The sequence below is a fragment of the Neobacillus niacini genome (genome assembly GCF_031456445.1).
Taxonomy (GTDB): domain Bacteria; phylum Bacillota; class Bacilli; order Bacillales; family Cytobacillaceae; genus Neobacillus; species Neobacillus niacini_I.
Map to the genome: position 1 here is coordinate 33,103 of NZ_JAVDUQ010000025.1, position 24,667 is coordinate 57,769.

Annotated in this window: 26 protein-coding genes and 3 pseudogenes; 17 read left to right on the forward strand and 12 right to left on the reverse strand. The window is 36.6% G+C overall.

What is annotated here, in order from left to right:
* The first annotated feature begins 90 nt into the window (after window positions 1-90).
* The 4 genes from J2Y67_RS18435 (at window position 91) to J2Y67_RS18450 (ending at window position 5,629) form a co-directional block, all read left to right on the forward strand.
* Window positions 91-1,311: a metallophosphoesterase family protein gene (locus J2Y67_RS18435; protein WP_310176323.1), complete on the forward strand. Its 1,221-nt coding sequence runs from the start codon at window positions 91-93 to the stop codon at window positions 1,309-1,311.
* Window positions 1,312-1,329: 18 nt separating this feature from the next.
* On the forward strand, window positions 1,330-4,332 hold the full coding sequence (locus tag J2Y67_RS18440; RefSeq protein WP_310176324.1) for an ATP-binding protein: 3,003 nt from the start codon (window positions 1,330-1,332) through the stop codon (window positions 4,330-4,332).
* A 55-nt stretch (window positions 4,333-4,387) separates the two neighbouring features.
* Window positions 4,388-5,332 carry a 3'-5' exoribonuclease YhaM gene (gene yhaM, locus J2Y67_RS18445; RefSeq protein ID WP_310176326.1) on the forward strand — a complete coding sequence of 315 codons (945 nt, stop codon included), beginning with the start codon at window positions 4,388-4,390 and terminating at the stop codon, window positions 5,330-5,332.
* Window positions 5,333-5,440: 108 nt separating this feature from the next.
* The gene (locus tag J2Y67_RS18450) at window positions 5,441-5,629 is read left to right on the forward strand and encodes a sporulation YhaL family protein (RefSeq protein ID WP_310176329.1); all 189 of its coding nucleotides are present in this window, start codon (window positions 5,441-5,443) and stop codon (window positions 5,627-5,629) included.
* 60 nt (window positions 5,630-5,689) lie between these two features.
* Here J2Y67_RS18450 and J2Y67_RS18455 read toward each other — a convergent pair whose 3' ends face one another.
* Window positions 5,690-6,565, reverse strand: coding sequence for a peptidylprolyl isomerase (locus J2Y67_RS18455; RefSeq protein ID WP_310176330.1), 876 nt, complete (start codon window positions 6,563-6,565; stop codon window positions 5,690-5,692).
* A gap of 196 nt (window positions 6,566-6,761) precedes the next feature.
* Here J2Y67_RS18455 and J2Y67_RS18460 point away from each other — a divergent pair, with 196 nt between their 5' ends.
* The gene (locus J2Y67_RS18460) at window positions 6,762-6,857 is read left to right on the forward strand and encodes a YjcZ family sporulation protein (RefSeq protein ID WP_310176331.1); all 96 of its coding nucleotides are present in this window, start codon (window positions 6,762-6,764) and stop codon (window positions 6,855-6,857) included.
* An 87-nt stretch (window positions 6,858-6,944) separates the two neighbouring features.
* Here the strand turns inward: J2Y67_RS18460 and J2Y67_RS18465 are convergent, their stop codons facing one another.
* Entirely contained in the window at window positions 6,945-7,124 is a 180-nt protein-coding gene (locus J2Y67_RS18465; RefSeq protein WP_026574454.1) for a hypothetical protein, read from the reverse strand.
* A gap of 221 nt (window positions 7,125-7,345) precedes the next feature.
* On the opposite strand from J2Y67_RS18465, the gene J2Y67_RS18470 reads away from it, so the two are divergent.
* Complete coding sequence (locus J2Y67_RS18470) at window positions 7,346-7,690, forward strand: DUF1878 family protein (protein ID WP_310176332.1); 345 nt, start codon at window positions 7,346-7,348, stop codon at window positions 7,688-7,690.
* Here the strand turns inward: J2Y67_RS18470 and J2Y67_RS18475 are convergent.
* The 3 genes from J2Y67_RS18475 to J2Y67_RS18485 all read right to left on the reverse strand — a co-directional run bounded on the left by J2Y67_RS18475 (window position 7,687) and on the right by J2Y67_RS18485 (window position 9,697).
* On the reverse strand, window positions 7,687-8,259 hold the full coding sequence (locus J2Y67_RS18475) for an HTH-type transcriptional regulator Hpr (RefSeq protein WP_310176334.1): 573 nt from the start codon (window positions 8,257-8,259) through the stop codon (window positions 7,687-7,689). The two genes, J2Y67_RS18470 and J2Y67_RS18475, sit on opposite strands and share 4 nt — an antisense overlap.
* Before the next feature lie 351 nt (window positions 8,260-8,610).
* Window positions 8,611-9,141: a tryptophan transporter gene (locus tag J2Y67_RS18480; RefSeq protein WP_310176335.1), complete on the reverse strand. Its 531-nt coding sequence runs from the start codon at window positions 9,139-9,141 to the stop codon at window positions 8,611-8,613.
* Between the two features lie 136 nt (window positions 9,142-9,277).
* Complete coding sequence (locus J2Y67_RS18485) at window positions 9,278-9,697, reverse strand: HIT family protein (protein WP_310176337.1); 420 nt, start codon at window positions 9,695-9,697, stop codon at window positions 9,278-9,280.
* 613 nt (window positions 9,698-10,310) lie between these two features.
* Here J2Y67_RS18485 and J2Y67_RS18490 point away from each other — a divergent pair.
* The 6 genes from J2Y67_RS18490 to J2Y67_RS18515 all read left to right on the forward strand — a co-directional run bounded on the left by J2Y67_RS18490 (window position 10,311) and on the right by J2Y67_RS18515 (window position 15,260).
* On the forward strand, window positions 10,311-11,051 hold the full coding sequence (locus J2Y67_RS18490; RefSeq protein ID WP_310176338.1) for an ABC transporter ATP-binding protein: 741 nt from the start codon (window positions 10,311-10,313) through the stop codon (window positions 11,049-11,051).
* Window positions 11,044-12,255: an ABC transporter permease gene (locus J2Y67_RS18495; protein WP_310176339.1), complete on the forward strand. Its 1,212-nt coding sequence runs from the start codon at window positions 11,044-11,046 to the stop codon at window positions 12,253-12,255. The genes J2Y67_RS18490 and J2Y67_RS18495 overlap by 8 nt, the downstream gene beginning before the upstream one ends.
* Window positions 12,256-12,807: 552 nt before the next feature.
* Complete coding sequence (locus J2Y67_RS18500; RefSeq protein WP_310176340.1) at window positions 12,808-12,996, forward strand: hypothetical protein; 189 nt, start codon at window positions 12,808-12,810, stop codon at window positions 12,994-12,996.
* A gap of 344 nt (window positions 12,997-13,340) precedes the next feature.
* Window positions 13,341-14,063 carry an EcsC family protein gene (locus J2Y67_RS18505; RefSeq protein WP_310176341.1) on the forward strand — a complete coding sequence of 241 codons (723 nt, stop codon included), beginning with the start codon at window positions 13,341-13,343 and terminating at the stop codon, window positions 14,061-14,063.
* 97 nt (window positions 14,064-14,160) lie between these two features.
* A complete protein-coding gene (locus tag J2Y67_RS18510; protein ID WP_310176342.1) occupies window positions 14,161-14,706 on the forward strand; it encodes a DUF3231 family protein in 546 nt (181 codons plus the stop codon).
* A gap of 5 nt (window positions 14,707-14,711) precedes the next feature.
* Window positions 14,712-15,260: a DUF3231 family protein gene (locus tag J2Y67_RS18515; RefSeq protein WP_310176344.1), complete on the forward strand. Its 549-nt coding sequence runs from the start codon at window positions 14,712-14,714 to the stop codon at window positions 15,258-15,260.
* A 180-nt stretch (window positions 15,261-15,440) separates the two neighbouring features.
* Here the strand turns inward: J2Y67_RS18515 and J2Y67_RS18520 are convergent, their stop codons facing one another.
* The 4 genes and pseudogenes from J2Y67_RS18520 to J2Y67_RS18535 all read right to left on the reverse strand — a co-directional run.
* Window positions 15,441-16,619: a M20 family metallopeptidase gene (locus J2Y67_RS18520; protein ID WP_310176346.1), complete on the reverse strand. Its 1,179-nt coding sequence runs from the start codon at window positions 16,617-16,619 to the stop codon at window positions 15,441-15,443.
* 106 nt (window positions 16,620-16,725) lie between these two features.
* A pseudogene (locus J2Y67_RS18525) lies at window positions 16,726-16,947 on the reverse strand (hypothetical protein); the annotation flags it as partial.
* A gap of 635 nt (window positions 16,948-17,582) precedes the next feature.
* Complete coding sequence (locus J2Y67_RS18530; RefSeq protein ID WP_310176348.1) at window positions 17,583-17,720, reverse strand: hypothetical protein; 138 nt, start codon at window positions 17,718-17,720, stop codon at window positions 17,583-17,585.
* Window positions 17,721-17,723: 3 nt separating this feature from the next.
* Window positions 17,724-18,517, reverse strand: a pseudogene (locus J2Y67_RS18535) (recombinase family protein); the annotation flags it as partial.
* A gap of 48 nt (window positions 18,518-18,565) precedes the next feature.
* On the opposite strand from J2Y67_RS18535, the gene J2Y67_RS18540 reads away from it, so the two are divergent.
* Both J2Y67_RS18540 and J2Y67_RS18545 read left to right on the forward strand, forming a co-directional pair.
* Window positions 18,566-18,784: a hypothetical protein gene (locus J2Y67_RS18540; protein ID WP_310176351.1), complete on the forward strand. Its 219-nt coding sequence runs from the start codon at window positions 18,566-18,568 to the stop codon at window positions 18,782-18,784.
* A gap of 232 nt (window positions 18,785-19,016) precedes the next feature.
* On the forward strand, window positions 19,017-20,369 hold the full coding sequence (locus J2Y67_RS18545) for an Nramp family divalent metal transporter (protein ID WP_310176352.1): 1,353 nt from the start codon (window positions 19,017-19,019) through the stop codon (window positions 20,367-20,369).
* A 662-nt stretch (window positions 20,370-21,031) separates the two neighbouring features.
* Here the strand turns inward: J2Y67_RS18545 and J2Y67_RS18550 are convergent.
* The 3 genes and pseudogenes from J2Y67_RS18550 to J2Y67_RS18560 all read right to left on the reverse strand — a co-directional run.
* Window positions 21,032-21,250 (reverse strand): helix-turn-helix domain-containing protein, encoded by a 219-nt coding sequence (locus tag J2Y67_RS18550; protein WP_091175162.1) that lies wholly within the window; start codon window positions 21,248-21,250, stop codon window positions 21,032-21,034.
* Between the two features lie 10 nt (window positions 21,251-21,260).
* Window positions 21,261-21,746, reverse strand: a complete 486-nt coding sequence (locus tag J2Y67_RS18555; protein ID WP_310176357.1) for a DUF2975 domain-containing protein — start codon at window positions 21,744-21,746, stop codon at window positions 21,261-21,263.
* 111 nt (window positions 21,747-21,857) lie between these two features.
* A pseudogene (locus tag J2Y67_RS18560) lies at window positions 21,858-22,211 on the reverse strand (insertion element protein); the annotation flags it as partial.
* Window positions 22,212-22,464: 253 nt separating this feature from the next.
* Between J2Y67_RS18560 and J2Y67_RS18565 the strand changes: the two are divergent.
* The 3 genes from J2Y67_RS18565 to copZ all read left to right on the forward strand — a co-directional run bounded on the left by J2Y67_RS18565 (window position 22,465) and on the right by copZ (window position 24,660).
* On the forward strand, window positions 22,465-23,904 hold the full coding sequence (locus tag J2Y67_RS18565; RefSeq protein WP_310176358.1) for a multicopper oxidase family protein: 1,440 nt from the start codon (window positions 22,465-22,467) through the stop codon (window positions 23,902-23,904).
* Between the two features lie 212 nt (window positions 23,905-24,116).
* On the forward strand, window positions 24,117-24,437 hold the full coding sequence (locus tag J2Y67_RS18570) for a metal-sensitive transcriptional regulator (protein ID WP_310176360.1): 321 nt from the start codon (window positions 24,117-24,119) through the stop codon (window positions 24,435-24,437).
* Window positions 24,438-24,453: 16 nt separating this feature from the next.
* A complete protein-coding gene (gene copZ / locus J2Y67_RS18575) occupies window positions 24,454-24,660 on the forward strand; it encodes a copper chaperone CopZ (protein ID WP_310176362.1) in 207 nt (68 codons plus the stop codon).
* The last annotated feature ends 7 nt before the right edge of the window (window positions 24,661-24,667 follow it).

Genomic DNA, 24,667 nt, shown 5'->3' on the forward strand with positions numbered 1-24,667 from the left:
GCAGATATTCTTTTTAAATATTTTTTACAGAACGTGCATTCGGTTTTTGGAGATGTTAAAATAAAGAAAAGACCATGAGAGGAAAATTTTATGAAGCAAATATCCTTTATACATGCTGCTGATCTTCACTTGGATAGCCCAATGGTTGGATTGAAATATTTGCCTGCTGGTATTTTATCTAGAGTCAAGGAAAGTACGTTCACGGCTTTAAAAAGGCTAACGGATGAAGCGATACTTCGCAAAGTCGATTTTGTCATTTTTGCCGGAGATTTATTTGACGGAGAAGACCGCAGCCTGCGTGCGCAATCCCGATTTCGGACAGAAATGTTGAGGCTGGCTGAGCATCATATTCCCGTTTTTGTCATCCACGGCAATCACGACCATTTAAACGGTACTTGGGTACATCTCGACATGCCGGAGAATGTACATATATTTAGCCAGGAGGTTGAAATGAAGCAGCTCGAAACCCAGAACGGAAACCGGATTCATCTTTATGGCTTTAGTTACCCCGAACGCCATGTGTTTGATAGGAAAATAGATGATTATCAAAAAATTGAGGGCGCAGATTTTCATATCGGAATTCTTCATGGAAATGAAAGTGGCCGTGAGGAACATGGTAACTATGCACCCTTTTCGATTAAGGATTTATATGAGAAAAACTTTGATTATTGGGCATTGGGGCATATTCATAAACGGGCTTTTCTTTCTGAAAATCCGCCGATTCTTTATCCCGGGAACCTGCAGGGGAGAAATAAAAAAGAAAAGGGCCCTAAAGGCTTTTATCATGTGACATTAGATGGATCTGAAAGAAGCTTCAATTTTATCGAAACCTCTGATATTGTTTGGGAGGATGCTGTCATTGATGCCTCTTCAGCAGAAAACTTCCATCAGATTCTAGAGCTCTGTCAAACAACAATAAATGGGATAAGGAAAAAGAAAACGGGCACACTTTTATCCCTGTTTTTAGAAAATGTCCATTTAGAAGATGCAAAGGAAAAAAAGAGTATAAATAGCGAACTTCTGGAACTCCTTCTCGAAGAGGAAAAGGAGGAGAGGGAGTTTGTATGGATTGTGGAACTAAGCGTAGCTGAAAATGTTCAAGTGAATAAGGAACACTTAAAGGCTGAGGCAAATTTTTATGCCGAGATGTTTAAAACGGTGGAGGACTACGGAGCCGAAGAGGATACATTAGCAACACTATATGATCATCGTTTAGGGAGAAAATATCTCTCCGATTTATCAAATATCGATCAGAAAGAGATAGTCGAAAAAGCCGAAAAACTTTTAATCAACTTACTTTATCAATCATAGAGGGAAGGAGGGGTTTATTTGAAAATTGTCGAGATTCATATCTATGGCTTTGGTCAATTGGAGAATATGCAAATCAAAGACCTTGCTGATTTCCAAGTTTTCTTTGGAGAGAACGAAGCGGGCAAATCAACCATCATGGCCTTTATTCATGGAATTTTATTCGGTTTTCCTACTAAGCAGCAATCTACTGAGTTGCGCTATGAGCCAAAACATAATGATAAATATGGAGGGAAAATTAGAATTTCTCATGATGAATTTGGTTTTGCTGTCATTGAACGGATCAAAGGGAAATCCGCCGGAGATGTAAAGGTTTGGTTAGAAAACGGTACACTGGGTGGAGAAGAGCTTCTTAAGGAATTATTGGGGAATTTTGATAAAGGTTTATTTCAAGCGATTTTTTCTTTTAACCTGAATGGATTACAGAACATTCATCAAATGAAAGGCGAAGAGATCGGAAAGTTCTTGTTTTCCGCAGGTACATTAGGAACTGAACGATTATCAGAAGCGGAATCGGTGCTGCAAAAAGAACTGGATACGCGCTTTAAGCCAGGCGGGAAAAAGCCATTACTAAATGAAAAATTACAGGAGCTCCATACACTAAATGGAGAGCTGAAAAAGGCTGTAGCTAAAAATGAAGAATATGATTCTTTCATTAAAAAACAAGAATCCATTCAGGAGGAAATGGCGGGCATCCATCACTTACTGTCAGAAATACAAGAAAGCAATGAAAAATTGAATGAATGGAAGAAAATTCATTTACTAGTTAAAGAGGAAATATCGATAAAAAATGAGCTGTCTGATTTAGGGGTAATTCAATTCCCAACCCAAGGGATAGTGAGGTTTGAAAGAGTAAATCAAATGCTTTACCCGTATGATGCTCAGATCCTAAGCATGCTTGAGAGAATCGAAAGCTTAAAAGAGGAATTAACAGCCTTACAGCCAGACAATTTATTCCTTGAACAGGAATCAGCATTGATGACAGTATTGGATCAAATCCCTTTATATGACCAGTTAGAACTGGAGAAACAGCAGGATCAGACAAAGCTTCAAGATTATCAAGGGAGACTGTCTGAAATACTTGACCGTCTCCATTTGCCGGTAAAGGAAGAGGAACTTCTTGCCATTAATACAAATATCTACGTCAAAAATGAAGTGGAAGTGGTTGCGAGCCGAGGTCAAAAGCTTGGTGAATTGAAACTGGAATTAGAGGAGAGGTTTCAGGAGGAAAAAGCTGCTCTTGAAAGGATGGAGAAAGAGGTTGAATTGGCGGAAAGTAAGGTTCTCCCTCGTACAGACAGGGCCCTGCTTGAGGAAAAACTAAATGGAGAAGACAAAAAAAGTTTAGAAAACGAATTAAGTTCAATTAAAGACAAAATTGAATTTTACCGTCTGGCAAAGGAACGCGAACAAAATGCATGGAAAAGACTACAGAAGCAAAAAAAGCTTCAATTTCTTCTATTTGAAATCATTTTACTTGGACTAGTATTATACGGAACTTTTACAAGGCAATGGGGATTAGTATCTATTGGTGTTATTGCTGCTGTTTTGACAGGGGTTTTAATGGCAAAAAGCTTCGGTAAACCAAAAGGACAGGACTTCAATCAATCTTTAGATTCTTTAAGGGAAAAAGAGAAACAATTAATCCAAAAACTAGATTCAACGGAATATGCAAACTTGATTAAACTTCAGGAACAATTACTTTTAGATAATCGCCGGAAAGAACATTTACAAGGATTGAAAATGAGACTTGAACAGCAGAATGACCAATATGATAAAGTAATCTCTAAATTTGAAGCATGGGAAATAGAATCAGCAAAATATAAGGAAAAACTATTTACTCTGGCCAGTCAACTGCAAATTCCTGAGTATATTGCAAAGTCCCATTTACGTGAGGCTTTCCAGTTTATTGAACAATATAAAACGCTATGGAGAGAAAAGAGCCAACTGCATAAGCGCATCTCACAAATTAAGGAAAGACAATTATCCATTGAGAATAGTCTTGAATTTTTTACAAATCGCTTTTTATCAGAAGTTCATATGGACCTTCACAAAAAAGGCTATGCACTTAGGGAGAAATTAAAAACGGAGCATGAGAAAAAGATCATGTGCCAAGAGAGACTAGCAAAACTCCAGGATTTAGAAAATGAATTAAAACAAAAGAAGCGGGAGCAGCTGCATTTAAAAGAGGAAATTAAAAAGCTTTTTGATGAAGCAATGGTTGCGACTGAAGAGCAATACTACGAGCTTGGGGTAAAAGCAGAAAAACAAGAGAATTTTAAAGAACGATTAAAGGATATTCAAAAGCAGCTTCAATATTCCATAATAGCTGAAAACGACCGCGAGAGCTTTTTACACATTCATAATATTGAAGAATTAGTGATTGAGCAGCAAAATGAAGCCATCCGTTTAAAAGCAAGATTGACAGCGCTGCAAGAGGAAGATGCCTCTATTAAATATGAGATTCAGGTCCTCGAAGAGGGGGGAGTTTATTCTGAGCTTCTTCATCAATTTAAACAGAAAAAATTTGAGCTGGAAGAAATGGCAAAGGAATGGTCTGTTTATTGCCTTGCTCAAGATATTCTGTCTAAAACGGTTGAAAAATATAAAAATACATACCTGCCGAGAATGCTGTCTAAAGCGGAGGAGTATTTAGTTTTCCTTACAGAGGGGAGATACTATCGAATTCATCTTCAAAAATCGGGGACGGGCTTTTTAATCGAAAGAAAGGATTACACGATCTTTGAGGCAAATGAACTTAGTCAAGCGACAACAGAACAAGTCTATGTTTCCATAAGACTTGCCTTAGCCACCACGCTTTATGAAAAGTATCACTTTCCAATCATCATTGATGATAGCTTTGTTAATTTTGACGCTAGAAGAACACAAAAAATCATCGAACTATTAAAGAGTTTAAAACAAAATCAAATTTTATTTTTTACCTGTCATACCCATTTGCTTTCGAATTTTTCACACGAAAATATTCTCTTGCTAAATAAAGGGATTGTCGAGATTCCATCATAGTGTAATAGACCAATATGTTATACTAGGTTTCATAGGGAAGGGGCGTTGGAATACTATGAGTAAAGGAATTCTTTATTATAATGTTGGTGACCAAGTCGAATTGTTTTTACTGATTAAAAGCGCCACGAAAGGGACGGCTAGTAATGGCAAGCCTTTTTTGACGCTTATATTACAAGACCAAAGCGGGGAAATTGAGGCTAAGCTGTGGGATGCTGGTGAAGATGATGAGAAAAACTATGCACCTCAAAATATCGTAAAAATTCTGGGGGAACTTCAAAATTACCGCGGTAAAAGTCAGTTGAAAATTAGACAAATTCGTAAATCAGGACCTAACGACCATGTTAAGCTCGATGACTTTCTTGAGACTGCACCGCTAAGTCAAGATGAAATGACAAGCAAGCTGACCCAATATATATTTGATATGAAAAATCCTAATATCCAAAGAATCACAAGGCATTTAATTAAAAAGCATCAGAAAGCTTTTTTAGTCTATCCGGCAGCAACAAAAAATCATCACGAGTTTGTTTCCGGCCTGGCCTACCATGTGGTCAGTATGCTTGATTTGGCCAAGGCTATTTCCTCCTTGTATCCTAGTCTTGATCGTGATCTTCTTTATGCAGGAGTTATTTTACATGATATGGGGAAAGTTTTAGAGCTATCTGGACCAATCTCAACGGTGTATACGATTGAAGGAAATCTTCTCGGCCATATTACCATCATGGTGAATGAAATTGGTAAAGCTGCCGAAGAATTAGGCATTTCCGGAGAGGAAGTGTTAATTCTGCAGCACCTTGTTCTTAGTCATCATGGAAAAACTGAATGGGGCAGTCCGAAACCGCCACTCATTAAAGAGGCGGAAATCCTTCATTATATCGATAATTTGGATGCTAAAATGAACATGCTTGACCGTTCACTTGAAAGAGTAAAACCCGGAGAATTTACGGAGCGAATTTTTGCTTTGGATAACCGCTCCTTTTATAAACCAGCATTTCATAAATAAAGATAGCCCTAACGGGTTATCTTTTTTGTTTAGATAAGAATAAAATTAGAAAATCCGAATACATTGTAGTAAAAACATGGACAACCATTCGTGGAGGGAGTAAAAAATATGTCTATTCCTATTTGGGTATTTGCAGTCGTAGCAGGAATTGCTATTAGTGCTTTAATGGCTATTAAGACCGGCAGGGAGGAACGCTTGCTGGAAATGGAGAGTATTGAAAAAGAAGGGGAAATCTATTTAGAGCGCCTAGAAAAGGAAAAAGAGCGGCGTGAAGGTGAAAAAGCAGCAGGGGAATAGCACAAAGGAAAGAGTGACTCACAATCGGAGTCACTCTTCTTTTTTTATGGGTTTTTAAAATTATTGCTGTGGTGCAGCAGTTGTTGTTTCCGGTTTAAGAGCGTCTTTAAGGTCTTTGTCACTAACGGTTACATCTGCAGCTTTTAGCTCACGTTGCATGGCTTTGTTAATGTCATCATTGGTTAACTTTGAAGATTTTACTTGATATTCAAGATCTTTCTTCATTTGATCAAAGGATTTTTTCGCTTTTTTGTCTGTCACTTGGATAATGTGATAGCCAAACTGTGATTTAACCGGGTCACTAATTTCATTAACCTTCAGCGCATATGCAGCTTTTTCAAAAGCAGGGTCCATTTTTCCAGTGCCAAACCAGCCTAAATCACCGCCGTTTTGGGCGGAACCAGTATCTTGTGAGTACTTTGTAGCTAAATCTTCAAATTTTGCACCTGCATCTAATTTCTTTTTAATTTCTTTAGCAGTTTTTTCATCTTTCACAAGGATATGGCGTGCCTTAATTTCAGGCTGATATTTATCATAGGCATCTTTTAATTCTTTGTCAGAAACTTTTACGTCTTTCATTGCCGCCTTTTCCTGCATCATGCCAACTTTCATTGTGTTCTTTAAGTCAGCTTCGCTTTTATAGCCATATTGTGCAAGAGCAGCTTCAAAATTAGACCCAAGTTGTTCTTTTAACTGTGCAACTTTGGCATCCAATTCTTTATTTGTAACTGGGTATTTCTTTGCAAGAACTTTTTCGTAAACTAACTGTTGCAGGGCTTGATTTCCAATCTTGTCTTTCATGGCTTGGTAAAGCTCTTCTTTTGTTACGTCTCCAACCTTGCTTTTTGCTACGGTATCAGATGAACCCGATTGATTACAGGCACTTAATGCAATAACCCCGCAGGCTAACGTAAGGGCTAATAACCATTTTTTCACGATGAACCTCTTCCTTTACAGTAAATTCTTGTGGAACACAATACTTGACCACAAGCTATACTATAACATAAAAGGGAATAACAGCAAAAATTTAAGCCATGAAAATTGGGCTTTTATCAGAAATTCCCGTGATGCCTAGGCGAAATAAGCATAGCTAGAATAGGGATATGGTAATCATCATGAAGGAGGGAAACATATGACAGGTGTAGCAGGAGGATATGGTGGAGGATTTGCGTTAATCGTTGTCCTTTTTATTCTTTTAATTATCATTGGAGCGGCTTGGGTTTATTAAAAGTCAAAATGAAAAGCGATGAGATATCTCATCGCTTTACTTTTTATGAAGAATTTACTGACTCGTCATGCTGGATAATAATATATGTTATGTATACAAAATCTCAACGTATGACGATACAAGTAAAATGGTAATTAGGACATTAATGGTCCGGAATACCTTATGCTGCCGATCCTCTGGAATTTCTTTTTGAATACAAAGGGAATTGGTCATTTTATTTACATAAAACAGGATAAAGATTGCAAAGACAATAAAAATGGAGATCATCAGCGATTCCCTCCTTGTTGTTCGTAAGTATACTCTAATTACAATATCAAAAAATGTTAAAAAAAGATAGTCTAAAAGAGTGAAAGAAAAAAAGCTTTGATATTTTCGATATGATTCATGTAAAAAAACTGTTAAACTTGAAAATAAAAAATGTGTTTACCTTCATGTTGAAATGGTAAATAATGAGCTTAAAAGTATTGATTTGAAATGAGGTCATTCCAATGGAGAATCACGAATTACAAAAAAGGATTCAATTGCTTGAGTATCATCAAAAAATTCTATTAGCATTAATCAATAATCCTAAACAGGATTTTTACAGGATGATTATTGAAAAAGGGCTTTCAGAACAAGAAGTAAGGGAATTCATGCAAATTTGTGACGAATTGAGCATAAAAATGGAAGAACAAAAAGCGGAAGGATTTGTTCATTTTCAACCGCTTTTTACCGAGTTTTTATATTTATTATCTGAAAAATTAGATAGTAAAGAAATAATTCAGGCCTGCTCTTACCAGGGAATTTATTTACCCTTAATGCTGGAATTGAAAAAATACCTATACGCTGATTAGACTAGTTCTTGTTCTGATTTGGCTTTTCTCAATTTGCCGTCTTGCTCCGTAAATTCACTTTCAATATTATGGAAAGATCGTTCGAAAATTTCCATAAAGTCATCCCCGTAAATATTTCGAACAATTGCCATCATTTCAATGATATCTGGAAATTTCCCATATAAATCGCGAAGTGGGAGGGCACCGGTATATACGGCATTGCTGTTCGGTTCATATGTCTCCATCAATTGAAGCAAGACATTTTCCCCTTCAGTCGTAAGCTGGATATACGTATTCCGTTTGTCGTTTTCCTTTTTCGAGAATTTGAGTAATCCTCTTTCTTCTAACTTCTTTGAAAAATTAAAAGCTGTCGAGACATGCATAACTCCGAATTTTGCCACATCGGAAATGGAGGCACCGTTTAGATGATAGGCAATCCAAAGAATATGGTGTTCATTAATATTTAAATCAAAAGGTTTTATCCACTGTTGCCAATCCTTCTCAATCGACTTCCACAAAGCTTTACTTAATTGAGCTATTCGCTGGCTAAAAAGCATCGCTTCTTTCATAGAATATTGTTTCTCTGACATCCCCAATTTCACCTACTTTTTTATTTCTCTATTATCATTATGCCAATAAAATAAAAATTAATAAAGATATAAATTTACAAAATTTTTAGAAATTACAATAATCTTGCAAATTTTTTGATAATTTTCTAGAAACAAAGGTTTACGACATAATTCTTATCCCTATTTTACGTGTATTCTGGATTAATTCCAACCTTTTGAATATTCTATTTTATAAAAAATTTTCCAATAAGCTGTTTTATGTAGCCAAAATGAGGAATACAATTGACAGGTTCTTAGGTTCAAACCATAAATTGTAAACATTATATAAAGAAAAGAACCCGAAGGGTTCTTTTCTAGATCGTAATCCGAACATTATTTTTGAATAACAGACGGTGAGGCCAATTTTGTTCTTTTAACGACTGATTGTGCAACTGGATATAAAATTACCATAGCGACAGTATTTACAACAGTTGCAGGTAAAACAACTGCAGCAAAAAGTCCAACAAAAGGTCCAGGTAATCCAACAATTACAAAAGCGGACGATAAAAAGACAGTTCCAGATACTAATGTACCAAGAGCCGTTAAAACAGCAGCACTAATCACGGAATTACGGAATTGTTTTAAAGCTGCAAATAAGCCAAAAAACACGGAAGCAGTGACAAGTTTGTCAATGATATTCGGAATTTGACCTCCTGGGAAACCGGTTGTTAATGCGGAAATAATTCCTGTAACAATGGCTAAAAGTAAAACATTCTTAAACTCAGGAAATAAAATAATTCCTAAAAACATCATTAATAACATCATGTCCGGCTTCATGCCTAGAAAAATTGGCGGAATCACCGCGTGTAAAACAGCCCCAATCCCCACGAGTAATGCTAAAGCAACCAGATTCTTTGTATTCATTTCTCAACTCTCCTCTTCTAATCTCTGCTATTGGTTTCTCCTGCAGTGCACTCATTGCCTGCAGCGAAAAACTTGAAATCATTATACCACATTATGATTAAAATGATAAAGAAATAGTTTTCAGAGAATTTAAAAATTAAAAATGCCTTTTGATTTCAACCGCCATTTCTTGCAAGGTAGCAGGCGTGTAATCACTTTGGTTATTTTTCCAAACGGCACCAAAGCCATCACCTTTTCCATAGCGCGGAATTAAATGCAAATGATAGTGGAATACTGTTTGTCCTGCTTGCTCTCCATTATTATTCACAGCATTTAAACCAACGGGTTCAAATTCCTGCTTTAAGGCTTTAGCAATTTCCGGGACAACTTCAAAGAGGTTTCGGGCGATTTCAGGTGTTAACTCAAAAATATTCTCTTTATGTACTTTCGGTATAACGAGAGTATGTCCCTTTGTCACTTGGCTAATATCTAAAAAAGCCAATACATGTTCGTTCTCAAATACCTTTGCGGATGAGATTTCACCATTAACAATTTTGCAAAAAATACAATCGCTCATTATATGCACAACCTTTCCAATACGTTTGTCTTATTTTACCATGATTCAGAACCAATACAAAAGAAAAGAGCAGAATCCGTATAGGATTCCGCCCTCTCGAAGGGGAATTGCTTCAATTGGAACGTTCATTTAGGAGTGTTCTTTGATAAACACCTCATTTTTCCTTAGAGTGTTTTTATAAAGAAACATCATTGTTCAAGCTGACCATCCCCTATGTTTGTTTTTATATGTTATCTCAACTTATAAAAACAGGTGGCGATCTGCGGTAAACACCTCATTTGTAGTTTATTTGTGAATAAACTTGGTTTATTTTTCAATAAACCTTGGTGTTAATGAACTCTAAATGGTTAGCATGCACATTGTACAAAACAACCATCCCCTTATTTTGAAACGAATAGAAGCTACTTGTTTGAAAGGAAATTGTCTTTAACAGACACCTCATTTCAAGTTTTGATGAATTTCTTCATCGAAGTAAGTTGTTTCCCCTTCGAATATTATAATATCCCATCTGACGAGTTCTATACAAAAAATCTTAAAAAATTGAATTTCTATTTTTATCGCGCTCAATTTGTTAAAATGGAAATTAATATCATGCAAGGGAAGGACGTTGTACATGTCTTTATTAACGATTGAACACCTTGTCGGGGGCTATACAAAGAATCCCGTCTTAAAAGATGTTTCATTTGAAGTAAAGGAAAAAGAAATCGTCGGGCTAATTGGTTTAAATGGTGCCGGAAAAAGTACCACGATTAAACATATTATTGGGTTAATGGAGCCGAGAAGCGGAGAAATAAAAATTAAGGATCAAATTTTTACGGACAATAAAGAGGCCTATCGAAGGCTGTTCACCTTCGTACCGGAAACACCGATATTATATGAAGAACTTACATTGGATGAACATTTGCGGTTAACCGCGATGGCTTATGGTTTGAATGAAACGGAATATAAGTCAAGGGTGGCTCCATTGCTTTCGGAATTTCGAATGGAAAAGCGATTAAATTGGTTTCCTGCTCATTTTTCAAAAGGGATGAAGCAGAAGGTCATGATCATGTGTGCCTTTTTAGTTCAGCCTGCACTTTATATTGTCGACGAACCATTTGTGGGTTTAGACCCACTCGGAATCCAATCGCTTTTGGATAGGATGAAAAAAATGAAAGAAAACGGGGCAGGTATTCTCATGTCGACCCATATCCTTGCCACCGCTGAGAAATATTGCGACCGGTTTGTCATTCTTCATGAGGGGAAAATCCGTGCAAAGGGGACCTTGGCTGAGTTACGCAGGGAATTTTCTATGCCGGATGCGTCCTTAGATGATCTGTATATTCAATTAACAAAGGAAGAAAAATATGTTTGATGAAAAAAGTCTTTGGAATAAGCGTTTTGGACACCGGCTGAAGGAGTTAGGAAGTTATCTGCGTTATATTTTTAATGGTCATCTTGTAATTGTCTTGGTATTTCTAATTGGGGCAGCTGCTTTTTATTATCAGAACTGGATTAAGACGCTTTCTTCCGGATTCCCGGCGGAACTGATTATTGCTGTATTAATCGGGGGATTTTTAACGTACAGTCCTGTCTATAATTTTTTGCTTGAGGCAGATCGGGTTTTCCTCATTCCGCTTGAAACCCGCCTGCGAGATTATTTTTGGCGTTCGGGAATAGTAAGCCTTGTTTTTCAAGGGTATATTCTTTTAATGGTTCAAGCTGTTTTGATGCCCATGTATGCCCATGTAAGCTCTAATGGTTTTCATTCATTTTTACTGTTTTTTGCGGTACTACTGATTGTTAAAGTCTGGAATATCGCGGTGAGCTGGAAAATACACTACTTTGTTCAGCCATCGATTTATCGCTGGGACATGGTTGTTCGCTATTTTATCAATGCTGTTTTTACCTTCCTTTTGTTTAAACAAGCAAATTTCTTTATCCTGTTGGTTATGCTTTTGGTAATGGGATTTTACTATTGGTCGTTTTGGGCTCGCACGAGAAGGGTCGGGTTGAAATGGGACTTGTTGATTGAACAAGAAGAGAAGAGAATGGCGGCTTTTTATCGTCTCGCTAATCTGTTCACAGATGTTCCAAAGTTAAAGGATACGGTAAAAAGAAGAAAATGGCTCGATTTTTTATTGAAACGTATTCGTTTTCTGCAGAAAAATACTTATTTGTATTTATTTTCACGGACGTTTTTGCGTTCCTCAGATTACCTGGGTCTTTTTGTTCGCTTAACGGTTATTGGGGCTCTTGCTTTGTATTTTATTTCGTTTGGGTTTGGGCAAATTTTGCTAGCTGTTTTATTCCTATATTTAACTGGATTCCAATTGCTTCCGCTTTGGAATCACCATCAAAACAAGCTTTGGGTTGATCTTTATCCGGTTTCATCACTATTTAAGGCAGCTGCATTCCAATCATTATTGTTGGTCGTCTTAGCATTGCAAGCTGCCCTGTTCTCCTTATTTATTTTACTAAAAGGAGACACCATGATTGCATTGCTTGAACTTCCAGCAGGACTGGCCTTCTCCTATATGTTTGTATACGTATATAGCAGGAAACGGTTAAAAGCTTGATCGGGGTTGGTGGTTAGGCAGAAGTGGAAAGTATTTTGATGAAAGTGGAAAGTGAGCCTGAACTAGGGATCTAAAATTAAGAAAATATCTCCAAAAATGAATTGAAAATGACCTGCGCCAGGCAAATGCCTGGCGTTTTTTATGGAGGTAAAAGGCAAAAAGTGGTGGGTAAAAAGGGAGGACCGGAATGTAAACTCCCTAAAGTGGTGGGTAAAGAGCCAAAACCAGTGGGTAAATAAATTAGGATGAAACGGGTGCCTAATCTGGAGTTAGGAATTTACTGAAAATGGTAATTTCGAAAGAGGGAAACTTGATTTTCAGTAGCTTAAATGAGAAGTGGAAGGTAAAAGGCAAAAAGTGGTGGGTAAAAAGGGAGAACCGGAATGTAAACTCTCGAAAGTGGTGGGTAAAGAGCCACAACCGGTTGGTGAACAAAAATAGGCTGAATTTGGGGCTAATCTGTAGGTAATAATCTACTGAAAATGGTAATTTCTCTTTTAAAAAGGTAATTTTAAAAGAAGGATACCTGATTTTTAGTAGCTTTAATGAGAAGTGGAAGGTAAAAGGCAAAAAGTGGTGGGTAAAAAGGGAGGACCGGAATGTAAACTCCCTAAAGCGGTGGGTAAAGAGCCAAAACCGGTGGGTAAAGAGCCAAAACCGGTGGGTAAAGAGCCAAAACCGGTGGGTAAAGAGCCAAAACCGGTGGGTAAAGAGCCAAAACCAGTGGGTAAACGAAATTAGGATGAAACGGGTGCCCAATCTGGAGTTGAAAATTCACTCAAAATGGTAATTTTTATAGAAGGATACCTGATTTTAGTAGTTAAATGAGAAGTGGAGGGTAAAAATGCACATATACAACAGATTAATGATTACTTTCTCCTAATTAAGCCCACAATAACAAATTCAGAACTCCGACGTATCTTAAAAATTGATTCCATTAAAGTTGCAAATAATATTCTTACTAATTCACATTTACCGTTTACCGGAAAATTCAAGGATTGTGTTTACCATCAACCGCCGAATGAAACTTTTATGAAGTGATTTCCGTAAAATAATAAAAGGCAGTATAAAAAGGTTGTGTTTCCATGAATGAATATGAATTAAAGGTTTTTGATGAGGTAACGGATTGGAAATTTAAAATCACGAAACGCTCGGGTATGGTAAGTAGATTTTCAAAAAAAGCACAAGGGAAAATAAACGGATTGATTCCCGAAAAAGTTCATCAGGTCATTACTGAGAGTATCAAAGCAATGGTGAAAACCACTTTATTCGGCTCGAAAATAACCACAAATAAAAATCAAGCAGTCGGATTAACCTTGGCAGACCGGGATGAATTAATGCGCAGGAAAACAACTGTGTTTCAAAAGACGGCATTGATTGAGGGGGCGGGAACTGGTGCAGGGGGAATCTTACTGGGCCTAGCGGACTTTCCCTTATTATTGTCCATTAAAATGAAATTCTTGTTTGAAGCAGCTTCAATTTATGGATTTAATACGAATGAATATGAAGAAAGACTGTTTATTCTTCATGTTTTTCAGTTGGCTTTTTCAAGTGATGAAGTTCGAAGGAAGACATTAAATGAAATAGAAAATTGGGAAGAACGGAAGCAGACGCTCATGGAAATGGATTGGCGTAAGTTCCAGCAGGAATACCGTGATTATATCGATTTTGCTAAAATGCTGCAGCTTGTTCCGGGAATCGGTGCCTTTGTCGGTGCTTATGCCAACAACAATCTCCTCAAACATTTAGGCGAAACCGCGATGAATGCTTACAGGCTGCGGATACTAACAAAAGCCCCTGAACTATAACTTCTAACAAAAAATTTAAGAATATATTTCAGTACCTGTTCTGCATTAGAAATATACCTTTAGGACAAATTAAATGAAAGAAAGGTAGGTGAAGTATTTGCCAGATCTATTACAAGCTGTTAAAAATGTAGTCCAATCGTTTATAGACGATGAGCCCAAGCCTCCTCTACACATCGGTGAAGCCATGGGTTGCTGGATTCATGTGGTTTTATGTGCGGAGATACAAGTGCAGACCGAAGCAGGAATGAATAGCACAAACGACCCTGAATTGAAAAAAGCACTTCATGAAGCTGTTAAGACGTTCAAATCGCAAAGAGATCAGCTGACAAAATTTATGCTGTCTGAAGGAATTCCTTTACCTCCTTTAAGTGAATCTAAGCCAATCTCAGATCCAAATAGTGTTCCGCTCGGTGTCAAGTTGACGGATAGTGAACTGGCAAACAGCATTAAGAAAAAAATATCGATGACGATTGCAAACTGTGCAAATGCCTCATCTCAAACCCTTCGTAGTGATGTTGGTTTGATGTGGGCTGAATTTTTGCAGGAACATATAACCTATTTATTTATATTAAAATCAATGATGCAAAAACGAGGGTGGCTTAATGTTCCGCCACTGTATTATACATCTGATACAGGAAGGTGAAATTGTTGCCAGAAATTATACAAGCAGTTAAAAGTGTCGTGCAATCATTTATGGATGAAAAACCCAAATCACCCTTGCATGTTGGTGAAGTTATGTCGTGCTGGTCATTCCTATCTGAAATTGCAGCTGAGCTAGTCCATTCAGAAGCTGGGATTAATAGCACAACTGATCCGGAATTGAGTAAAGCATTTCATGAAGTAGCAAAAATGTTGAAGTCGCAAAAAGAACGGCTTATAATACTTATGCGTTCAGAAGGAGTGCCCTTACCACCCTTAAATGAATCTAAGCCAGTCTCACTTCCACTTGAAGTTCCGCCCGGTGTCAAGTTGACGGATGACGAACTGGCAAACAGTCTTAATATTAAATTAGTTCTTGGGATTACCTTTTGTGCAGATGCCTTAACTCAGTCAGTACGCAGCGATGTTAGTTTGATTTGGCTGAAATTTTTACAGGAATACATGACTTTTGGGGCAACAATGAAGCCCCTTTTAAAAAAACGTGGATGGCTTAAAGCTCCACCTTTCTTTCATCCACCTGGATCACCGATACATTGAAAGATTAGAAAACAATTCCTTTGATAAAGGCAGAGCGAATTTTGACAATAGGTTTAAACAGATTACGCATAGATAAAAGGTAACAACATATTGACCATGATGAATATGTTGTTACCTATATTTTTTAAGAGGATTTTTGTAGTTAGGTCTTGATAAGTATTTGGTTCAGGGAAATAGTTTTTATTCGTTCATATTGACCAGTAAAGCGGCAGTACCGAGCGTTTTCGCAGCGATTAACATTGCTTTTTCATCGATATCAAATTTAGGATGATGGTGCGGGGCTGGCTTTTCCACTCCGACCGGTTTTGCCCCGGTGAAAAAGAATGTACCTGGGACTTTTTCCAAATAATAAGCGAAATCTTCTCCGCCCATTTGCGGTTCGGTTTCCTCAATGATTTGAACCTCAGAAACCTTACTGGCACAGCCGATAAGATATTCAGTTTCTTTTTCGTGGTTCACAACAGCTGGATAACCTCTTTCATAGACAAATTCATAACTGCTGTCAGCCAGGTAACATGTTCCGTGGATGATTCGATTCATTTCTTTTTCAATAAACGAGCGAACCTCTTCGTTAAATGTTCTCACCGTACCGACAAGCTTTGCTTTATCCGCAATGACATTAAAGGCGTTTTGCGCAGTAAAAGAACCAACCGTAACCACGGCTGAATCTACCGGATTTACTTTTCTGCTGACAATTTGCTGCAGATTTAGGACAAGCTGTGATGCCGTAACAATGGCATCCTTTGTTTTGTGCGGCTGGGCACCATGACCGCCTTGGCCTTGGATGTCAATTTCAAATCGGTCGGCAGCAGCCATGATTGGACCTGTTCGATATTGAATTTTACCTGTAGGTTCACTTGCCCATAAATGGGTTCCAAAAATAACATCTACTCCATCTAAGCAGCCATCTTCAATCATCGAAATGGCTCCACCCGGTGCGTATTCTTCTGCATGCTGATGGATGAAAACATAATTTCCGGCTAGTTCATCACGAAGTTCATTTAAAGTTTTTGCAAGAAATAGGAGAGTAGAGGTATGACCATCGTGACCGCAAGCATGCATCACTCCTGGAACAGTGGATTTATAGGGAACATCCTTTTCATCCTGAATGGGCAGAGCATCAAAATCAGCCCGTAAAGCAACGGTTTTTCCAGGTCTATTTCCATAGACTTTTGCGACCACTCCATTGCCGCCAACATTTCCTTTAACCTCAATTCCCAGTTTTTCATAAAAATCTTGAATGAATTTTGCCGTATGATACTCTTTAAAAGATAGTTCCGGATGTTGATGCAAATAACGGCGAACTGAAACCATATCATCATAGTAACCTTCCAACTTAGCAAAAAGCGTATTAAGCATGAAATCCCTCCAAGATCACTTACTATTTTCATACTATTTTAACACTTTTTAATATATATGTAGAATAATTGAGAAAGAGGCTGGTTCATTCAGCCTCTTTCTGCACTTAAATTAAAAACATCGCCACAATTGTTGTGACAACTAAGCCGATTAATACAGGGACCAAATTTCGCCTTGCTAAATCAAAAGGGTCCACTTTACAAATGGCTGCAGCAGGGATCAGTGCCCACGGGACAAGGGTTCCGCCCCCAACCCAAATGGCCGCAATTTGCCCAAGAGCCGTAAGCGTTGCTGCACCTTTGCCAATCGCGATGGCAAAGAGATGGGCGTTTGCAACTTGTGACTATGGAATTTTTTATTGGAAAAAAGGGAGGTTTAATACAACGTGCAACTCAAAATCCGATTTTGTTCTTTCGTTCTATTTGTTATCGTTAACTCCACTCGATCAAAGATAAAATGTAAAAGTTCATTTTAGAATGGGGGTTCTAATGATTCAAAGGTATCCAAAACACTTCCAATTTTCCTTTGGGATTGGGCTGCATCAATGGAAAAAGGTTTATCTTTTACTTCTGCTTGTTTTTGTATCTCTTCCTTTTGACCTGGGTTTCTTCGATTTGTTGCACATATTGATTGTTTTTGGTTTGGTATATATCTTGGTCAATGATCCCTTTCTCCGCATAGTCATCATAAAGGCGAAGACGAAGTTTTTTTGAGTTTTTCTAATCGCTTTTGGAGTTCTTCAATTGCTTATAATGAATGATTTTCCTGTTTCGGAACAGAAACATTTTCCTGGATTTTTTTCAAAAGAAGTTTTTCATTTAATTCTTCAAAGTTTTTTAAAATATCGATTATTCGTTCCAGAACGCGTTCATAAGAAATATATCTTTGGCAACAGGAGAGCATATAAAGGGCATAGGATTTTTTTCACCCTTGACATTGGTATAATAACTTTTCGTATGTTTTTTAGTCATATTCTTTCCACATAGAGAACATTTTACCAATTTGCTTAAAGGATGAATGGGGGGCATGTTTTACTTTAATGGATTGGATCCGCTCCTGAGCGCTTTTGAATAGTTCCTCATCAATCATATGGTCATTCATTTCCGCAACCGTCCACTGTTCTTTCGGTTGGAGTTTTACTTTTTCACCCTTTAGTTTCGTTTTACCGTAAATTGAAAATCCTGCATACTTTCATTTGTTAGAAGTCTTTTAACGGTAGTTTTCAACCATTGTTTTCCTCCAGGGGAAGGAATTTGCTGTCGATTTAGCAAATCAGCTATTCGCTGATAATCATAACCATCTTCTGTATACCATTTGAAAATCTGTTCAACGATCTCTTTTTCACCTTCTTTTGGAATAAGTGTTTTAGTTTTGGCATCCAATTGAAATCCATAGGGAATAGGACCACCGATAAAAAATCCTCTTTCAGCAGCAGCCTTTCTTCCAGATACCATCCTTCCACGGATGATTTGCCATTCTTCATGGAATAAAAAGAGTTCCATCCGTAACATTCGAAGGTCATTTTCATCCGTGCAATTAATCACTCGGTCAGGGGTAATGATAAGAATTTCATTTTGGGTCAAGAGTTCAAATAAAATACCAGCTTCTTTTTGGCTGCCGCGGCTTAAACGAGAAATGTCTTTAACGACAATGGCATCATATTTTTCTTGTTTAATCCTCTCAATGATCATTCTCATTTCATGTCTTTTCTCAAGGCTGGACCCTGTTACAAATTCTTCAAATGTATGGTATGGAAAGGGAGCATCCTTTAAAAAGTTTCGCATGAGTATCCGTTGTGCTTGCAGGGTATCTTCATTTGTTAATTTCTCTAACTTTAAATCTTGACGGCTTTTCCGTAAGTACAAGGCTGCGAAGTTTACTTTCCTTGGAAGTCTCATTTACTTTCTCCTTCCTAAGCTAGTATAAGTGCTTCTGTTGGATTAATCATGAATCTATATTTAGGTCTGGATTTACTTAATGAAGACAATATCAACGTAAAAAGTGCTTTACTACATATGATTGAGGACGCCATGGCTTCCGCTGGAGTTATTGTCATTGTTCGTCGAACTAATAGCAGATTCATCATGAGAATGCTCTTCGTTTTCTTAAAAAGAATAAACGAAACAGCCATTTCCATGAGGAAATGGCAGTTTTTTTATAATTGAGAGGATATGCATATTTTATTTTTCATTAGACTCATGAAATGTTTTCAATTCATGATTTTCTATTCTCCAAAAAGTTTCCTTTCGGGAAAATATTTTGCATTTACGCAATTTTTAATTCACATTTTTGTTGAACTAACATATAATTTAATCCGAAGTGTAAGAGCAATTTTTTCACTTAAAAAGTTTACCTGATGCAAAAAAATTAGTGTGTACCAATAATGGGGGGAGATTCATGAGTGAAGATGTAAAAAAACTTCCATTGGCAACGGATAATGGTTGGAGGAATAAACGAACACAGCCTACATTACCAGAAGTTCATCGAACTGTTCGCATTCCAAAGAGTGGATCCTGGATAAAGAAATTCCTTGCTTTTGCAGGCCCTGGATATTTAGTCGCCGTAGGCTATATGGACCCAGGTAACTGGGCAACGGATATTGCGGGTGGATCGTTATTTGGATACACATTACTCTCTGTTATCTTATTGTCCAATTTGATGGCAATTCTCCTTCAAGCGTTGGCTGGAAAGCTTGGAATTGTGACGGGTAGGGATCTAGCACAAGCGTGCCGTGACCATTACAGTAAGCCAGTTGCGATGGGATTATGGATTTTATGTGAACTAGCGATTGCAGCTTGTGACTTGGCGGAAGTGATTGGTTCAGCAATTGCTTTAAATCTGTTATTTGGGATCCCGTTGGTTTATGGTGTCGTCATTACGGCTCTTGATGTATTGGTGGTTCTATTATTACAAAATAAGGGTTTTCGCTATATTGAAACGCTAGTCATTGTCCTAATTATTACGATTGGAGGTTGTTTTGCAACCGAAATCTTTCTTTCAAAGCCTGATGTAGGTGGGATATTAAAAGGGTTTGTACCAAGTTCAGAAATCATAAGTAACCCGACTATGCTTTATATCGCGATTGGAATTTTAGGTGCAACGGTTATGCCACATAATTTGTACCTTCATTCTTCCATCGTTCAAACTCGCAAGTATGCACAAAACAGTTCGGGAAAGCGGCAAGCAATAAAATATGCAACATGGGATTCAACCATCGCCTTATTTTTTGCCTTATTTATTAATGCTGCTATCCTTATTCTTTCCTCTGCTACATTCCATAAAGCGGGGATGACGGAGGTTGCAGAAATTAATGATGCATACCATTTACTAACTCCCATTCTTGGAACAACACTTGGGAGCATCTTATTTGGAGTTGCATTGCTGGCTTCTGGGCAAAATTCAACGTTGACAGGTACTTTGGCTGGTCAAATTGTCATGGAAGGATTTTTAAATATTCGCCTCCCTGCTTGGCTTAGAAGGCTAATCACCCGACTCATTGCCATCGTTCCAGCCGTTATTGTAACGGCTCTTTATGGAGAAAGTAGGACAGCTCAACTTCTTATTTTGAGTCAGGTAATCCTATCTTTACAGCTTTCATTTGCAGTCGTCCCTCTTATCAAATTTACAAGCGACAAAAAGAAAATGGGGGAGTTTGTCAATCCGTTGTGGCTTAAAATTCTTGCTTGGATTGTAGCAACGGTGATTATCTGCTTAAATGTATATTTACTATTTCAGACATTTTTTGGATAACAAATAAAAGGGCATAGAAACATTCTATGCCCTTTTATTTGTTATCCGTTAATCTCTTGACCCAACAATAACTGGTTCAGAAGTAAAAACTCTTGATAAAGAAGCGTTGGGTACGTTGAACGATCAACTAACAGATGCCTTGAAAGAATTAGTGAATAAAACAAAATAGAAAAATAAAAAGGCACCAACTTTTTGATAATAAGTAGTTCAGTTTTGGAGTACAAAATGTAAAATAACACTCCAAAACGAACTACTTTTTTATATGCTTTCCGTAATATGAATCGTATGCTAATTCGTATAATTTTGAAGAGTAGATTGGAATAAAAATTACGGAGGACTTTAACAAACAACAGTCATTTTGTTGAAAAATAATTCCAAATGAAAGGGATTTTACTAAATATCCCTAGAATATTACCTTATTGTGTAAAAACGGGTGGAATTTGTTGGTTTTACTAAAAAAATTAAGATGGTATTTTATTAACGGGTTACCTTTTGAGGTGCAAACATTGCTAATCACATCATATTTTTTGTCACTAATATCAATGCAATTCTCAATGGAATTCTCTGAGTAAATAACATCAATAAACGCAATGAAGGGATAGCTTAATGACTATCCCTTAAATTCTCTATCGACTCCCGTTAAATAAATTTGTTGTCTGTTTTTATTGAGTGTCTTCGTCGCTTTTGTACTCCAAAATATCACCTGGCTGACAATCCAAAGTCTTACATATCGCTTCTAATGTTGAAAAACGAACCGCTTTTGCTTTCCCATTCTTCAGAATAGAAAGATTCGCCATAGTAATTCCAACCCTCTCCGAAAGCTCCGTTACGCTCATTTTTCGTTTTGCTAACATCACATCAATATTAATAATAATTGTCATATCCTCCACCTCAGACCGTCAAATCATTTTCTGATTTTATGTTAATCGCTTCTTGAAGAAGCCGTTGGAGGATAGCAGCGAAAACGGCGATAACCAACGAAGCAAAAATGATGATGAGTCCCATTAATCCAATAGGAGGGTCAACTTTCTTCGCTATAAAATGAAAGAGTGGCAAACCTAATACATACAAACCACTGATTGTAATCGCACAGCATTTTATGTTCTTTAACGCCTTTACAGATAATTCCGAGAACGCTGTGTTCTCGTCAATGTACCGTAAAAGGTTGAAAGCCTGATAGAGAGCAAAGTAAAAAGGCACAGCCGCTCCATACATCACGATAAAAATGAGATATTTCATTGGGGCAATATTTGGATACAATTTTGCTGCAAAATTCGCCATACGGGGCACTAAAAATATACATAAAGCAAGCACTGCAATTCCAGCCAGAAAAATAATTACCTTTAAGAAAGTGGTTGAACCTCGTTTACCATTCATTTAAACACCTCACTTATTTAATGACAACATGATTTTAGCATACAATTTATCGATTTACAATAAATTAGTATTGTTTTTTATTATATTATTATTGTTAATGGAATATCCTTTTTATTTAAAGTAAATAATATCGTTTAAATCAAATTCTTTTTCAGTGATTCCTAATCGTTGTGCAGGTGTTAACTTTTTACTACCCATTTTCATTGGTCGGCAGAAGTTATAATATGTTCTCAAAATAGTTACCATATACTGAGCATATTTAGGATTGAAATTAGCATAGATGTAACTTTTTTTATCCCCACGAGCTGTTGTTAAAGGTCGTTCCAGCAGCGAAATTCTCCTCCTGACAAGTTGAATAAAGCTGTTTGTTGAATGGTCATTTACATTTAGAAGCATCCTTGCAACATCGCTGGGTTCATAAGATGATAAATCAGTCGTACAATCTACTGTATGAAATCCTCTATCCTAGGAAGCTTGATTTCTCCCGTATACAATTTTTCGTTTTTTAGGACCTTTTTTGGAAAGTATCTTGTATTTTAATAGCATTATTACTTAAGAGTGTTAGACCAATAAACTTTATTAAATTTAGAAGAAATAATGAACAATATAGGATTAGTGGAAAATTAAATCAAATTATTTCTGAATTTCATATTTTCTGCACAATTTTTTACTATTGTTAACTTATTAAATTAATTAAATCTTTTACGGAGGTAAAAAAATGAAAAGAAGACGATTTATGATTCCATTATTTTTGATTATTTTGTCTGTTTTTTTAGCCGCATGTTCCAATAATCAAAACACAGCCAAAGCAAATAAAAAGAGCAGCAGCAAAAGCAACACCGTCTCTTTCAATTTAGAGGCAAAGGAGATGAAAATTAAGTATAACAATAATTTAGTGGAAACAGCGATGACCTACAATGGATCAGTGCCTGGTAAGGAAATACAAGTCAAGGAAGGTCAAAAGGTTACCATTCATTTCAAAAATTCATTAAAAGAAGATACTACACTCCATCTTCATGGATTATCACTTGATAATAAAATGGATGGTGTCCCTGATTTATCACAAAAACCAATTAAATCGGGGGAAAGTTTTGATTATACATTTACTTCACCCAAGCCAGGAACATATTGGTATCACTCTCACCTTAATGAATCTACCCAGATAGGCAATGGATTATATGGTGTATTAATTGTCGAATCCAAAAATGGTGAAAAAGTAGATGTTGATAAATCAATTACAATAAGCGAACGTTCATCTATGGGTTCAATGGATGGAATGGGTGATATGAGCAATATGGACATGAGTAATATGGGAGGCACAGATCACTCCAAAACAATGGATTCTAATCAATCCGATATGATGATGAATATGTATGGCACTCCAATTATTAACGGAAAAGCTTCACCAAACATTCAACCCATTTTGGTGAAAAAAGGCGATAAAGTTAAATTAAGATTTGTGAATGCTGGTTTGTTTACACAAAATATTCAAATTCCAGCTCATGAATTCAAAGTAGCAGGGTATGATGGACAAAAAGTAAATAAACCAGCATTGATTAGTAATCAACTTATACAAATTGCACCTGGAGAACGTTATGATGTCGAATTTAAAGCAAATCATTTAGGTAATTGGGGTATTAAGATCTACGCTGAAAGTAATGACAAATTAAAAGCCGTTATCCCTTTAACCTATAAAGGTTATGAAAATCAAAAGGTGAAAACTGAAGGAACAATAAACAAATACTTTGATTTTGCGACTTACGGAGAAAGCAGTAAGAAGGAAATTCAGGCTCCAACAAAAAATTATCAAATGATTTTAGGTACCAATGATGGCGGAACTACATTTACGATAAATGGCAAAAAAATGCCGAATCCAGAAACTTATAATGTAAAAAAAGGCGATGTAGTTCGATTTACAATAAAAAATGAGACCAAAGTAGACCATCCAATGCATCTACATGGACAACATTTCCAAGTGCTATCAAGAAACGGTGAACCATTTACTGGATCTGAAGTAATGAAAGATACATTAAACGTCAAACCAAACGAAACGTATGAAATTCAATTCGTAGCGAATAATCCTGGGAATTGGCTGTTCCATTGCCATGAACTTCATCATGCAGAAAGTGGAATGGTTAGTTTGGTAAAATACAGCTAAGATTAATTTGAAAAAGGAAGGGCAAATTCTTTAAGATTTTGCTCTTCCTTTTATTGATTTTAACATTTAAAAATTAATTTTACGTAGAAAGTAGAAAAATTAACCTACTAATCCTCCTTATTTAAAAATGGTTAATTTAGTTAAAAAACTTTTTAAAAATCATTCATATACAGTAGGGGGGTATAGTATAATGTAATTGTGGAGGCGATATAATGGATCAAAACATTAATCATGAATGTCACCTTCCTGAAGGAAGAAAAAGTCATCATTCCGATATAGTCAAGAAAAATCTGGTTACCCGTTTAAATCGAATTGAAGGTCAAATTCGGGGTATAAAAGGATTAATTGAAAAAGACACATATTGCGATGATGTCATTACGCAAATCGCAGCTACACAGTCAGCTTTAAACAGTGTTGCAAAGATTCTTCTAGAAGGACATTTAAAAACTTGTGTGTTGGAACGAATTAACGAGGGTGATACAGAAGTATTAGATGAGGTTCTTTTAACAATAGAAAGATTAATAAAAAAATAATTGGGAGTGATTATAAATGGAAAAAATAACATTAAAGGTTAAGGGAATGTCTTGTGGTCATTGTGTAAATTCTATTGAAGGCAGTGTTGGTAAATTAGCAGGTGTAAAATCTGTAAAAGTTCATTTAAATGAAGGAAATGTGGATGTAGAATTTAATCCATCAGAAGTGTCTTTAAGTAAAATCAAAGAAACAATCGATGACCAAGGTTATGATGTTGAATAGAATATGA

What these genes read in the sequence shown, in the direction of transcription:
- J2Y67_RS18460 (WP_310176331.1), top strand. Translation starts at nt 6,762, where the DNA reads ATGACAGGTGTAGCAGGAGGATATGGTGGAGGATTTGCGTTAATCGTT.
- J2Y67_RS18480 (WP_310176335.1), bottom strand. Translation starts at nt 9,141, where the DNA reads ATGAATACAAAGAATCTGGTTGCTTTAGCATTACTCGTGGGGATTGGG.
- J2Y67_RS18490 (WP_310176338.1), top strand. Translation starts at nt 10,311, where the DNA reads ATGTCTTTATTAACGATTGAACACCTTGTCGGGGGCTATACAAAGAAT.
- J2Y67_RS18520 (WP_310176346.1), bottom strand. Translation starts at nt 16,619, where the DNA reads ATGCTTAATACGCTTTTTGCTAAGTTGGAAGGTTACTATGATGATATG.
- yhaM (WP_310176326.1), top strand. Translation starts at nt 4,388, where the DNA reads ATGAGTAAAGGAATTCTTTATTATAATGTTGGTGACCAAGTCGAATTG.
- J2Y67_RS18570 (WP_310176360.1), top strand. Translation starts at nt 24,117, where the DNA reads ATGGATCAAAACATTAATCATGAATGTCACCTTCCTGAAGGAAGAAAA.
- J2Y67_RS18565 (WP_310176358.1), top strand. Translation starts at nt 22,465, where the DNA reads ATGAAAAGAAGACGATTTATGATTCCATTATTTTTGATTATTTTGTCT.
- J2Y67_RS18550 (WP_091175162.1), bottom strand. Translation starts at nt 21,250, where the DNA reads ATGACAATTATTATTAATATTGATGTGATGTTAGCAAAACGAAAAATG.
- J2Y67_RS18505 (WP_310176341.1), top strand. Translation starts at nt 13,341, where the DNA reads ATGAATGAATATGAATTAAAGGTTTTTGATGAGGTAACGGATTGGAAA.
- J2Y67_RS18540 (WP_310176351.1), top strand. Translation starts at nt 18,566, where the DNA reads ATGAATCTATATTTAGGTCTGGATTTACTTAATGAAGACAATATCAAC.
- J2Y67_RS18530 (WP_310176348.1), bottom strand. Translation starts at nt 17,720, where the DNA reads ATGAATGACCATATGATTGATGAGGAACTATTCAAAAGCGCTCAGGAG.
- J2Y67_RS18435 (WP_310176323.1), top strand. Translation starts at nt 91, where the DNA reads ATGAAGCAAATATCCTTTATACATGCTGCTGATCTTCACTTGGATAGC.
- J2Y67_RS18470 (WP_310176332.1), top strand. Translation starts at nt 7,346, where the DNA reads ATGGAGAATCACGAATTACAAAAAAGGATTCAATTGCTTGAGTATCAT.
- J2Y67_RS18545 (WP_310176352.1), top strand. Translation starts at nt 19,017, where the DNA reads ATGAGTGAAGATGTAAAAAAACTTCCATTGGCAACGGATAATGGTTGG.
- J2Y67_RS18555 (WP_310176357.1), bottom strand. Translation starts at nt 21,746, where the DNA reads ATGAATGGTAAACGAGGTTCAACCACTTTCTTAAAGGTAATTATTTTT.
- copZ (WP_310176362.1), top strand. Translation starts at nt 24,454, where the DNA reads ATGGAAAAAATAACATTAAAGGTTAAGGGAATGTCTTGTGGTCATTGT.
- J2Y67_RS18475 (WP_310176334.1), bottom strand. Translation starts at nt 8,259, where the DNA reads ATGTCAGAGAAACAATATTCTATGAAAGAAGCGATGCTTTTTAGCCAG.
- J2Y67_RS18450 (WP_310176329.1), top strand. Translation starts at nt 5,441, where the DNA reads ATGTCTATTCCTATTTGGGTATTTGCAGTCGTAGCAGGAATTGCTATT.
- J2Y67_RS18485 (WP_310176337.1), bottom strand. Translation starts at nt 9,697, where the DNA reads ATGAGCGATTGTATTTTTTGCAAAATTGTTAATGGTGAAATCTCATCC.
- J2Y67_RS18465 (WP_026574454.1), bottom strand. Translation starts at nt 7,124, where the DNA reads ATGATCTCCATTTTTATTGTCTTTGCAATCTTTATCCTGTTTTATGTA.
- J2Y67_RS18495 (WP_310176339.1), top strand. Translation starts at nt 11,044, where the DNA reads ATGTTTGATGAAAAAAGTCTTTGGAATAAGCGTTTTGGACACCGGCTG.